The sequence below is a fragment of the Pseudoalteromonas ardens genome (assembly GCF_030125445.1).
Classification (GTDB): Bacteria; Pseudomonadota; Gammaproteobacteria; order Enterobacterales; family Alteromonadaceae; genus Pseudoalteromonas; species Pseudoalteromonas ardens.
This window is the reverse complement of sequence record NZ_JASJUV010000003.1, coordinates 169,502-181,127: the sequence shown is the minus strand read 5'-3', so window position 1 is coordinate 181,127 and position 11,626 is coordinate 169,502. Positions and strand designations below refer to the sequence as shown.

Genomic DNA, 11,626 nt, shown 5'->3' with positions numbered 1-11,626 from the left:
TGGTGAACATTGAAAAGCTTAGAGATAACTATCCTGGTGGATACGAACAAACAACTTAGTGCCAATCTTACTGTAATCCACCTTATATTCACGCCCATCAAGTGCCTGAATAAACAACAGCCTCTTTACTTCACCGAACACATCCACGCTGGCCACGTGAACTACCTCTAAGTAACGCTCTTTTGCCTCGCGACGGTTTCTTGGCAGTTCTTCTTTAAACGGCACCAAACCTGTAGGAGTCACCTTTATTTTCGGGTGATTCTCTCCGTTCACGATCACTAAATCGAGCTTTTTCTCTTTATGGATAAGGGTATTGCGACCACTTTTAATAAAAGCTTTATCAAAGCTCATGTATTTATCCTGTTACTTCATTGCTGAGGTAGCCAACTCACTATGCAAGTTCTTGACCACCTCTTCGGGTGTTAACTTCCAACGATTCATGACAGTGGCAAATTGCCAGATATCCCTGTCCAGTACATTGGCAGGCAACATTAAATCGTAGCCTGTCAGTGTCTTAAAGTTTTGCATCCGATTTGCAAACATCGCCATTAATCCAGAATAATGCTGACCGTTTTCTGAGGTGTAACTCGCCTCTTCTATCAGCCATTCTGATGGGCAATTGCCATTACTGCAATGTATTTTAACAGCTTGTAAAAAAATATTCCGCTGTTCTATCAGTAATTTTCCAGCCAACCTGGGCGTCAGGCGGGATAAAAATACATCAATATCCTTTAGTTTAATACCTACGACATTTAACTCAAGCGTTTCAACTCCTTGAGTGACACTTGGCACCCCACTGGAATGAAAATTACTATGCTCAAGCAAGAGTTCACCAAATTTGTGGTGATACACCAGCTGCCTGGGGCTCATTTCAATACTATAATAAGGTTGCTGGCTTTTCAGAAAGCCCAGCATAATCGCAACAATCGCGGCACTCGCCAGTGCAATTTCAAGCACAGAGATCGGCGTCGCCCGTAAGGTGACAAACACCATGATAACAATCAGCGCTATTGCACCAACCAGCATAAACTCAATGCTGTGGCGATTAGCCAGCGCACGTAATCTGACCGGCTCAACCATAACTATAAAACCACAAATAAAAACCGTACATAATGATCCCCCAGAACACCATTTTACGTATTTTCAAACATCTTGGGCATGGCTTGGATTTTTTCATAATGCCTTAATTTTTGGGTACAAAATTCCACATTCAACAAACCTGACAACTCGCTTTTCGGTTAACGCACAAATATACAGGACGTTCGACGATTTGCTCTATTTGGAATTTTTGTACACTAAAGCCCCGCAGTCAACGAGAATCAATTATGCGCGCCAGTCAATCGGGTAAAGCCCTCTTTCCTTTTATAATTTTAGTGCTTATTGCCCTTTGCGGCTATCTCTATTTGCCTGCCAGTAATGGTAATAGTAAATCATTTTCTGGCGCGCCAACTCAAGTAGCCGCTGTCACGATAGAAAAACAGAGCCGGGATATTACGATTAATGCCATTGGCTCAGCACGCGCCAATCACGCTCTGAATGTTACCAGTGCACAAAGCGATTACATTAGTGCGTTGTACTTTGATGATGGAGACAGAGTGAAGCGTGGCGATAAACTTGCCCAACTGCAAGATCTTAAAGAACAATTGGCAGTGCAAGAGTTAGAGGTCAACCTTAAAGAAGAACGCCGTCAGTTAACACGTCTGACAGAATTGGCCAAAACCCAGTCCGCAGCCCGCTCCCAGCTCGACAGCCAGCATGCTGTCGTCGATGCGCTGGAAATTCAGTTGCAAACAGCACGGACTAAACTCGCCGAAATGGCCATTTATGCCCCATTCAACGGTATATTGGGTCAGCGTTTGGTGTCTGTAGGTAGCTTTGTTGACAACAACAGTGTGCTGGCGACACTGGATGATATCAGCATCATCAAAGTCGACTTTCAGGTTCCGGAAAAATATCTGGCACAGCTCCAGCTTAAGATGCGTGCATCGGCCGCCAGTGATGCGTACCCTGATAAAACGTTTGAAGGCATCATTACACATATCGACCCGCGTATTGATGACAGCACTCGCAGTATTCGCGTCACAGCCAGCTTTGACAACCCGCAAAACCAGCTCAGACCCGGCATGTTGCTACACGTATCGCTGTTTTTGGGTGAGCTGAATGCACTGATGGTACCGGAGAAGAGCCTGATCCCAAGACAGGACAAACATTTCATCTATACCATTAGTGAAGGCAAAGCCAAACAACAACAAGTTAGTGTACTATCTCGTTTCCAGGGCTGGGTTGCTGTCGATGGCCTGTCTGCGGGCCAGCAAGTGATCACCGAAGGCACCACCAAAATTCGTAACGGCAGTGCCGTTGTGGTTAAGGGGTAAATCGTGCGGATCACAGATACTGCCGTAAAGCGGCCCGTTTTTGCCATCGTAATCAACCTGTTACTGCTCACCTTTGGTTTAGTGGCCTTTACCATGTTGCCGCTGCGCGAATATCCCGATATCGAAACCCCTATTGTTAGTGTGAGCACCGATTACACCGGCGCGTCTGCCGAAGTGGTTGAGACCAAGATCACTCAGGTACTGGAAAATCGCATTTCAGGCATTGAAGGCATTAAAAGTATCACGTCTTCCAGCCGCAATGGTCGCTCGAATATCACCATTGAATTCAACATAGACCGCAACATCGACGCCGCAGCCAATGACGTGCGAGAGCGTGTATCACGTGCTCTGGACCGGCTACCCGAGCAAGTGCGCCCGCCGGAGGTGTCCAAATCGAACAGCGATGAAAGTCCGATAGCCTGGTTTGTGCTCAATAGTGAGACCATGGATACACTGCAACTCTCAGATTACGCTCAGCGCTTTATCGTTGACAGACTGGCGGTGGTTGATGGTGTTTCAAACGTGCGTATCGGTGGTGAACGTAAATATGCCATGAAGATCTGGCTGGATCGGCGTGCTATGGCCGCCCGGGACATCACCGCCAGCGATATTGAGCAGGTGCTGCGTAATGAAAATGTCGAGCTTCCCGCCGGGGAAATTGAGTCTCTGGATCGTGACTTCGCGGTACGTATTGCGCGTAGTTACAAAACTCAGGAAGACTTTGATAACCTGGTGATCAAACGCGGGGCACAGGGTTACCTGGTCAGACTGGGTGAAGTCGCCGATGTGCGCCTGGAAGCGGCTGACGTGGAAAGCACCTTCCGTGGTAACGGCAAAAACATGATAGGTCTGGGCATCGTCAAACAAGCCAAAGCCAATACCCTGGATGTAGTCGACAATGCCCGCAAAGAGCTGGAAAAAATCAAGCGCAACTTGCCTGAAGGGACCACCATTCAGGACAGCTATGACTCATCGGTGTTTATTCGCGAGTCCATCATCGAAGTGTATCGCACCCTGGGCATAGCCATGGGCCTGGTGGTACTGGTGATATTTCTGTTCCTCGGTAATATTCGCGCCACACTGATCCCCGCCATCACAGTGCCGATTGCCCTAATCGCAACCTTTACCTTCCTGTTCGCAATGGGATATTCCATCAACCTCCTCACCCTGCTGGCACTGGTACTCGCCATCGGCCTGGTGGTTGATGATGCCATTGTGATGCTGGAAAACATCCATCGCCGGATCGAACTGGGTGAACCCAGGTTGCTGGCCGCCTACCGGGGCGCCCGCGAGGTCGGATTTGCGATTATTGCTACCACACTCGTATTAGTTGCGGTGTTCGTCCCGCTGGTATTTATGGAAGGCCGCATTGGTGCCTTGTTTACCGAATTTGCCTTAGCCGTCAGTGCAGCGGTGATTTTCTCCAGTATCACGGCATTGACCCTGTCACCGGCCTTGTGTTCTAAAGTATTGAAGGCCAGTAATAAAGAAAGCAAATTCTCGCAATGGATGGACAGACAGTTCGGCCGTCTTGAATCTGGCTATCGTAATGTGATCAGTGACAACATCACCCGTCGCTATAGCCTGCTGCTGACCCTCGCACTGGCCGGTTTTGCCAGCTATGCGCTGTTTCAACAGATCCCCTCAGAACTGACGCCCAAAGAGGACCGGGGCACCTTCTTCATCATGATGAATGGTCCAGAAGGAGCCAGTTACGAAAACAACGCGGCCAATATGGCTGAAATTGAGCAGCGCTTGCTGCCTTATGTTGAGCAGGAAGAACTGAGCCGAGTGCTGGTCAGGGTGCCTGGCTGGGGAGGCCGTGGCGGCGTGGCGATTGTGGGTATGCCGGACTGGGATGAACGTAAACGTTCGACCTGGGAAGTCATGGGTGAAATCAGTGGTAAAATGCGCGATGTCACCGACGTACGCGCCTTTGCTATCATGCGCCGCGGCATTGGTGGCGGGGGTCAGTCTCGTCCCATCGAGTTCGTGTTGCAAGGCAATGACTACGACGAGCTGGTCGACTGGCGGGATCGTATCCTAAAACGTGCACGCACCAACCAGGGCCTGGTCAGACTCGACCACGATTACAAAGAGACCTTTCCACAATTTTTAATCAGTATCGACAAGCTAAAGGCCGCCGATCTGGGCGTTTCTGTCAGTGACATTGGCCGCACGCTCGAAACCATGCTGGGCCAGCGCCGTGTTACCACTTTCATAGATAGAGGTGAGGAATACGATGTGATCCTCAAAGGAACTAAGGCCGATTTCAGCGCCCCCCATGACATTGCTGACATTTACGTTACCTCGCGGAGCGATCAGCTGGTACCGCTGGATAGCCTGATCACCATTCGTGAAGAAGCCACGGCCTCTCGCCTGAATCGCTACAATCGGATGCGTGCAATTACCATTACGGCTAATCTGGCACCTGGCTACACACTGGAGCAGGCGCTGGACTTCCTGAATCAGGTCGCCGCAGAAGAAAATGACATTGACGGAGCCATCGACTACAAGGGCGAATCCCAGCTGTTTTATGAAGGTGCATCGGCCATGACCTATGTCTTTATTTTGGCCCTGACCGTGACTTTCCTGGTGCTGGCTGCGCAGTTTGAAAGCTTTGTTCACCCTCTGGTGATCATGCTGACGGTGCCACTGGGCCTGGTGGGTGCCATGTTTGGTCTGTACGCCACTGACAGCTCATTGAATATTTACAGCCAGATAGGCATTGTCATGCTGATTGGCCTCAGTGCTAAAAATGGTATTCTGATCGTTGAGTTTGCCAACCAGCTCAGAGACAAAGGAGTTGCATTCGAACAGGCCATTATTGATGCTGCTGTACAGCGACTCAGACCCATTATTATGACCTCTCTGACGACGGTAATGAGCGCCATCCCACTGGTGCTGGCGTCGGGTCCGGGCTCAGAAAGCCGGATGGTGATTGGGGTGGTGGTGTTTGCCGGGGTCAGTGTCGCAACCATCTTAACCCTATTTGTGATCCCCTGTGCGTACAGCATGCTTGCACGCCGCACTCAGTCACCACAGGCCACCAGCGACAAACTGCTTGAACAACATGATGCCCACCCTCAAACACAACAGGAACGGGAGATTTAATGATGAATCAGTGTATTGCCACCTTTGGTGGAGGCTGTTTTTGGTGTATCGACGCCGCCTTTCGCAGAGTCAAAGGCGTTACGCACGTGGCTTCTGGCTATGCAGGCGGCCACACCGACAACCCCAGTTACGAGCAGATCTGCACCGGCCAAAGCGGTCATGCCGAAGTGGTCCAGATCAGCTTTGATCCTCAGCAGATCGATTTTTCAACTTTATTAGCTATGTTCTTTGCGCTCCATGACCCAACCCAGCTGAACCGTCAGGGCAATGACATTGGCACTCAGTATCGCAGCGTAGTGTTTTATCATTCAGAAGAGCAACGGGTATTAACTCAGCACTATATTGAGCAATTAGCTCCCTCTCTGAGTGCGCCGATAGTAACCGAAGTGACGGCCCATACACACTTTTACTCTGCTGAACAGTATCATCAGGATTACTACACCAATAACCCCAACCAGGGTTACTGTAGCGTGATGATAGCACCCAAACTCGCCGCATTCGCTGACAAGTTTGCTGAGCATCTCGACTCGTGAGTTCAGTGCTTTAGATCAAAAAAAGGAGGCTAAGCCTCCTTTTTTATGCCCCCTCTATATTAGAAGGTGATCCGGGTGCCCACATAAATCTGTCTGCCCGGCGGTTCATAAGGTAACAAGGTACCCTCGGCCGTTTTACTGGCCACTGAGGTGAAGTATTCCTTATCAGTCAGGTTTTCCAGTCTCAGAGTCAGAGCAACGGGTTCAAGCAACTGATAATTGGCACTGAGATTAAAGACAGTGTAAGACGGCAGATCGGTATCAAAGTAGCTGATCGACGGACGCTTATCACGGTATTGCATTGCCAGTCTCACATCCAGCTTATCCCACTGCTTAGACAGAACATAGTTAAACGCTTTGCCAGCGCGGCGAGGCAAGTCTTCGCGCTTTTCTTTGTCTCTGGCATTCAGCAAGGTCAGATTGGCTGCATGCTCCAGGCCCAGCGCCGAAAATTGTGCACTTAACTCAATTCCTTTCATGTGCGCACGGCCCACATTAGCAGGAATGTACTTGTTTGTTTGCGCGTCAAACTCGTTGCTGATCAGGTTATCAATGCGGTTATCGAAGATGGCCACATCATAGCGTACCGAGGCCGTTTCCACCGTCACACCTAACTCATTGTAGGTACCTTCTTCCGGCTTGATTTCGATGTTAGGCAAATACCAGGGGCTGTCTTTGACAAACGCATTGGTCAGACTGGGAGCACGAAATGCAGTGCCATGATTTACCCTAAAGGTGACGATGTCGGATGCTCTGAAGCCAACATCAGCCGTATACGTATTCGCACGTCCGTGATGTTCATAGTCATCACTGCGCACGACAGCATTCAGTAACCAGCGCTTGTCATCGTAAAAAGCAGCCGCAAACACAGCGGTATTATCGCGCTCTGCAATCGAGAATTGCGCGCTTGATGAAGATAAGTCCTCATTCAGACGACTCACACCGCCCATCAGCTGAACAGCTGGTGTCATTTTGTAGCGAGCGCGGTATTCAATTTCATCCCGCTTGGTGCTGTAAACATCATTGGGTGGTGGTTGTGTGCCCTCTGGTACAACCGACAGGAACTGGGTATTTTCTTCCTGGGCCAGACTGATAGACGCTTCCTGGACCAATACGTCCGATTGCTTCTGCCACGCCAGCTTAGTGGTGTAATTATCAAACTTGTACGCATCGTTGCCAAATGATGAGTCGTAATCCGCTTCTCCCTCACTGTGCTGTGCGTATAGCGCAAGTTGGCCGTATTGCGCCAGGTCGTAACCCAGTTTAAAGCCCATGTTGGTGTTGTCATAAGCATCACTGTCATGCTCTTTAGTACGCGGTGCTGCGGGGTCTTTGGCTGTCACGTCATAACCATCTGTGCTCTCATAACCAAAGTGATAATTCACTGTCAGCTTGTCTGCCTCAAATTGGCCAGCCAACTGAGCGCCGCCATAATTACGGCTGCCCGAAGTCAGTGCCAGTTGATGGCCCTTCTGTTCACGGGTAATGATGTTGATCACCCCGGCAACTGCGTCAGAGCCGTAAATGGCCGCGCGTGCGCCTTTGAGTACTTCAATGCGCTCAATGCTGTTTACCGGAATATTCGTAAAAGATACATCACCCGAGTTGGCATCACTGATCCGCACGCCGTCCACTAACACTAAGGTATATTTAGTGGCTGCGCCACGTACAAAGACACTGACCTTCTGGCCATAACCACCGCTGCGCACCACATCAATGCCTGCTAAATTGTTAAGCAAGGTGGGCACATCACGCACATTAGCACGCTCAATTTCAGCACGCTCAACCACCGCCACAGAGGTCAATGTATCCACACTGGCTTGTTCAAATTTGTTCGCTGTAATCGTGATATGTTCAATGTCTTGCGCTGACAACACAGAGAAAGGCAGCACAGCCAGCATGGCCGTGGTTAAAGTAGATTTTTTAAACATGGGTTCCCCTGATCCACGCCCACCGCGTGAATTACAACTATTGAGTGTGCTTCAGGGCCGGTTTCCGGACTTACTTACCACAACCTCTTGGTTACGATAAGCTCACCGTTGCGGGGGCAGTGCCGGACTAATGCCTGTTCCTATGGCATGCACCAGCTTCCCGATTATTCAGATCTTTAAGAGACTCCTGGCTCCTGATCTGACACCCTGAAAAATTGGCGCTATTGTCGGAGATTTGGGAATAAAAAGCAACGGACGTCTAGCATGCTAAAAAATATTTATTGATCTTTAACATGCCAAACACAAGAAAGGTGAAACTTACGTGATTAATCGCGGAAGTTTTTAAACTGGAAAGGCTGACCAAGCTCGGCGCCTCGGATCAACTGCATGGTTTCTTGCAAATCATCACGCTTTTTACCAGTCACACGTACCGTTTCGCCTTGAATTGAAGCCTGCACTTTGATCTTCGAGTCTTTGATGGCCTTAACCACTTTCTTTGCCATATCTTTGTCGATACCTTGCTTCAGCATCACTTTACGTGACACGTACTTACCCGACTTTTCAACCGCTTTTAGCTCGAAGCTGGCAACGTCCAGACCACGTTTTGCTGCTTTCCCAACCAGCATATCGAACAATTGCATCACCTGCTGTTCTGACTCACTTTTCAGCGTGATCACTTCGTCGTTCAGCTCAAATGAGGCTTCTACACCACGGAAATCAAAACGCGTGCTCAGTTCACGATCAGCGTTGTCAACAGTGTTTCTCGCCTCAGTCATATCAATTTCAGACACAATGTCAAAAGAAGGCATATCTAGCTCCTGGATAATGTTTTTTCGGATTATAGCAACCCAAGGGCCACGGCGCGACTACCCTCTGAACACACGTTTTATAATTCGGAACGGAATTACGTAGCTTCATCCCATTTTCAGATTTCAATGATATACTGGATTTTTCACCCCTAATGATTTGGAAGTATTTGTGGCGCGTCGACTTTATCAATGCCTGTTGTTACTCTCTTTGGCCGTGTGCACCTTTTTGTTTGCCAAAGAGATCCAAACCAATCAAATTGTTAGATTTGAACACGCCGATAAAGTCGCCCACTTTGGGGTGTTTTTCATCCTGGCGTTTTTCTCTCACCATGCGTTTCGCTTTAAGATCTGGTTTCATCTCGTGCTGTTAACACTTTACGGTGCTGGCATTGAGTGGATGCAAGATTCACTCCCCTATCGCCAAGCCTCCTGGGGAGACTTTATTGCCGATCTTGCGGGCGCTGTCAGCTACTTTGTTGCCTATTGGATTTATTGTCGCAAAACAGGCAAACCCTATGGCTGAGCTATTTATTGTCGGCAAAGGGGCTGTAGGCCTGTTGCTGGCCGAAAAACTGGCGAATACCCATCAGGTTACCCTAATCACCCGAACACCTACTGAGGCGGTATTTTTCCAAACGCATCTAAAGCGCCAGCAGCTGGCCGTGAAGTGCGTGACCTGGCAAGTTCTGGCGCAACAACAACAGCCTGTTTCACTGTGTATTATTCCGGTTAAATCCTATCAGCTTACTGATGCCTTTATGTCTTTGAAGCCTCACCTTACTCAGAATGCCAATGTCATTTTGAGCCACAACGGGATCCAGGCGTTGACGCCCATTACCGAGACGCTTGACGCCCAGCAGGGATTGTTTTTTCTATCTACCAGCATGGGTGGGTGGAAGCCTGACAGTACAACCGTTGAATATACCGGCCCCGGCAAAAGCCTATTCGGTCCCTGTAATCCCGTGGCGCAGCAGCGCGCACAAAGGGTGTTTAAGCATCTCATTGAACCTACATTGCAAGGCGCAGAGCTGGCCTATGATATTCAGCTGTTGCGATGGCAAAAGCTGTGTGTCAACCTGGCCATCAATCCACTCAGTGCCCTTACCGGACTCAAAAATGGTCGCTTACGTGCGCCTTGCTATGCCAGCCTGGTATTATCGGTGTTAAATGAGGCCTGCACGATTGCCAATCTTATTGGCGTACCTCTAAAACTCAACGAAGAGCTGACGCGCGCTTACCAGGTCATGACCCTGACGGCTGACAACTTTTCTTCGATGGCTCAGGATGTCAGCAACCACAGACGCACAGAAATAGATGCTATGTGTGGTTATGTCAACGAGCTGGCAATACAATTAGGGATCACAGCCCCATACAATGCTCGCCTGCTCAAGCAGGTACAGTCACTGCACCCCATCAATAAGTCGTATTAAGCTCGTTTAAAGGGCACTATTTTCACGACTTTATTCTGTAAAAAGTAACCTGAGTGCCCCAACAGTCCCCCGGACTCATAAAATTCAAATTTTTAGATAATGATTTTTATTTAGATTATCTGCAGTTTTTACAACAATCGTCTTTCATGATGCAGTGTCACTTTATGCACACCCAGACCAACAGCGCACGTTAAGCGATAAAATGACACATTTGTCACGCTAAAGACCATGCATGAATTATTCATTGTCAAATGATGCGCGTGAATAAAAAGCATGTAAATGGTTCGATAATGGAGACTAATTTAGTATCCAGTCCAACTATAGATACGGTAAACATGAAATATTTTTTCTTATCGATTAGACAAAAGTCTATTTTGTAACGCCTGAACCTCACTGAATAATTACCCACAACAAAAGCAATATTTATTCACTAATCCAATCAACATTCGAAACAGAATGTGCAATTTAAAGGTTTATTAAATGTAAACAACAAGAAAACACGGTATAAACCGTACTTAATATTGGGAAATTTTTTTGCTACCATGCCCGCGATTTCAACAGCCTTTACTTTAATCAAGAAGGATTTAATATGAACTCAAAGGTTTGGTTGCCGCTGTGTTGTGCTGTTATTTTGAGTGGCTGTAATAGCATTTCTCAACAAGCACCTGTGCAATCTCTTGCTCAAGAGACAGGCGCTCTAAAAAAATCAGTCATATTTATTCATGGTGCGCATTCGAAAGGAACCGCCTGGTCAACAGTACAATCTCAACTGACGAAACAGGGGATCAGCAACTACGTCGTTGACTTACCTGGGCGCAAAACAACCATAGATCCTAAATCCATCACCTTGGATCACGCAGCGCAAAGTTTATGTACACATTTACGGTCGTATCCTCAACCACAGGCACTGGTCGCACATAGCCAGGGCGGTGCTATTGTCCACAAAGCCATCACGCTATGCAGTGATGTCAACATTAGCGACATCATCTACGTCAGCGCCGTTGCACCAATAGAAGGCGCAAAGCCTTTTGCCTTACTAAGCAAACAAGACGAAGAGCATTATTTTTCCGGCATCACGTATGAAGATGGCTGGATGAAGATTTCCGACAAGTCTGCCTATTTATCTGCGTTCACTGAAGCGCACAGCAAAACCCAGCAACAGTTTGTACTGGACAATTCAGTCGATGAACCAGCCATCACCGGAGATGGCAAAGTGATGCTGAGCAAAACCACTTTGGCACCCATTAACAAAGCCTATGTTTTTGCCACTCAGGACAAAATTATTTCCCTGTCCTCGCAAAAGAAAATTGCTGAATCCATCGGTATTACTCAAACCTATAGCCTGGATTCCGGCCATTTGCCGATGCTCACCAAACCACTTGAACTGGCAGAGGTCATCACTCAGGCCTTGCAACTTTAAACACACAAACAAGG

Annotated in this window: 10 protein-coding genes and 1 riboswitch; of the genes, 6 read left to right on the top strand and 4 right to left on the bottom strand. The window is 48.2% G+C overall.

Annotated elements, in window-relative coordinates:
* Window positions 1-18: 18 nt before the first annotated feature.
* Together QNM19_RS11555 and QNM19_RS11550 are read right to left on the bottom strand one after the other, a co-directional pair.
* On the bottom strand, window positions 19-351 hold the full coding sequence (locus QNM19_RS11555; RefSeq protein ID WP_010383311.1) for a hypothetical protein: 333 nt from the start codon (window positions 349-351) through the stop codon (window positions 19-21).
* 12 nt (window positions 352-363) lie between these two features.
* Window positions 364-1,080: a DUF2982 domain-containing protein gene (locus QNM19_RS11550; protein WP_049863223.1), complete on the bottom strand. Its 717-nt coding sequence runs from the start codon at window positions 1,078-1,080 to the stop codon at window positions 364-366.
* A 245-nt stretch (window positions 1,081-1,325) separates the two neighbouring features.
* Between QNM19_RS11550 and QNM19_RS11545 the strand changes: the two genes are divergently transcribed.
* Genes QNM19_RS11545 through msrA form a run of 3 tightly spaced genes read left to right on the top strand, consistent with a single transcriptional unit; the run spans window position 1,326 to window position 6,022 of the window.
* A complete protein-coding gene (locus QNM19_RS11545) occupies window positions 1,326-2,375 on the top strand; it encodes an efflux RND transporter periplasmic adaptor subunit (protein ID WP_284026724.1) in 1,050 nt (349 codons plus the stop codon).
* Window positions 2,376-2,378: 3 nt separating this feature from the next.
* Window positions 2,379-5,489 carry an efflux RND transporter permease subunit gene (locus QNM19_RS11540; RefSeq protein WP_049863203.1) on the top strand — a complete coding sequence of 1,037 codons (3,111 nt, stop codon included), beginning with the start codon at window positions 2,379-2,381 and terminating at the stop codon, window positions 5,487-5,489.
* Window positions 5,489-6,022, top strand: a complete 534-nt coding sequence (msrA, locus tag QNM19_RS11535; protein ID WP_284026723.1) for a peptide-methionine (S)-S-oxide reductase MsrA — start codon at window positions 5,489-5,491, stop codon at window positions 6,020-6,022. The genes QNM19_RS11540 and msrA overlap by 1 nt, the downstream gene beginning before the upstream one ends.
* A gap of 59 nt (window positions 6,023-6,081) precedes the next feature.
* Here msrA and QNM19_RS11530 read toward each other — a convergent pair whose 3' ends face one another.
* Complete coding sequence (locus tag QNM19_RS11530; protein WP_284026722.1) at window positions 6,082-7,953, bottom strand: TonB-dependent receptor domain-containing protein; 1,872 nt, start codon at window positions 7,951-7,953, stop codon at window positions 6,082-6,084.
* 38 nt (window positions 7,954-7,991) lie between these two features.
* Window positions 7,992-8,173: riboswitch (cobalamin riboswitch) on the bottom strand.
* A gap of 106 nt (window positions 8,174-8,279) precedes the next feature.
* Window positions 8,280-8,762, bottom strand: a complete 483-nt coding sequence (locus tag QNM19_RS11525) for a YajQ family cyclic di-GMP-binding protein (RefSeq protein ID WP_049863200.1) — start codon at window positions 8,760-8,762, stop codon at window positions 8,280-8,282.
* A gap of 169 nt (window positions 8,763-8,931) precedes the next feature.
* Between QNM19_RS11525 and QNM19_RS11520 the strand changes: the two genes are divergently transcribed.
* From QNM19_RS11520 to QNM19_RS11510, 3 genes are all read left to right on the top strand, one after another.
* On the top strand, window positions 8,932-9,285 hold the full coding sequence (locus tag QNM19_RS11520) for a VanZ family protein (protein WP_197094223.1): 354 nt from the start codon (window positions 8,932-8,934) through the stop codon (window positions 9,283-9,285).
* The gene (locus QNM19_RS11515) at window positions 9,278-10,192 is read left to right on the top strand and encodes a ketopantoate reductase family protein (protein WP_049863199.1); all 915 of its coding nucleotides are present in this window, start codon (window positions 9,278-9,280) and stop codon (window positions 10,190-10,192) included. The genes QNM19_RS11520 and QNM19_RS11515 overlap by 8 nt, the downstream gene beginning before the upstream one ends.
* A 589-nt stretch (window positions 10,193-10,781) precedes the next feature.
* Window positions 10,782-11,612: an alpha/beta hydrolase gene (locus QNM19_RS11510; RefSeq protein ID WP_049863198.1), complete on the top strand. Its 831-nt coding sequence runs from the start codon at window positions 10,782-10,784 to the stop codon at window positions 11,610-11,612.
* The last annotated feature ends 14 nt before the right edge of the window (window positions 11,613-11,626 follow it).

Coding starts and splice junctions, on each gene's coding strand:
- QNM19_RS11555 (WP_010383311.1), bottom strand. CDS start 351: ATGAGCTTTGATAAAGCTTTTATTAAAAGTGGTCGCAATACCCTTATC.
- QNM19_RS11550 (WP_049863223.1), bottom strand. CDS start 1,080: ATGGTTGAGCCGGTCAGATTACGTGCGCTGGCTAATCGCCACAGCATT.
- QNM19_RS11545 (WP_284026724.1), top strand. CDS start 1,326: ATGCGCGCCAGTCAATCGGGTAAAGCCCTCTTTCCTTTTATAATTTTA.
- msrA (WP_284026723.1), top strand. CDS start 5,489: ATGATGAATCAGTGTATTGCCACCTTTGGTGGAGGCTGTTTTTGGTGT.
- QNM19_RS11530 (WP_284026722.1), bottom strand. CDS start 7,953: ATGTTTAAAAAATCTACTTTAACCACGGCCATGCTGGCTGTGCTGCCT.
- QNM19_RS11525 (WP_049863200.1), bottom strand. CDS start 8,762: ATGCCTTCTTTTGACATTGTGTCTGAAATTGATATGACTGAGGCGAGA.
- QNM19_RS11515 (WP_049863199.1), top strand. CDS start 9,278: ATGGCTGAGCTATTTATTGTCGGCAAAGGGGCTGTAGGCCTGTTGCTG.
- QNM19_RS11510 (WP_049863198.1), top strand. CDS start 10,782: ATGAACTCAAAGGTTTGGTTGCCGCTGTGTTGTGCTGTTATTTTGAGT.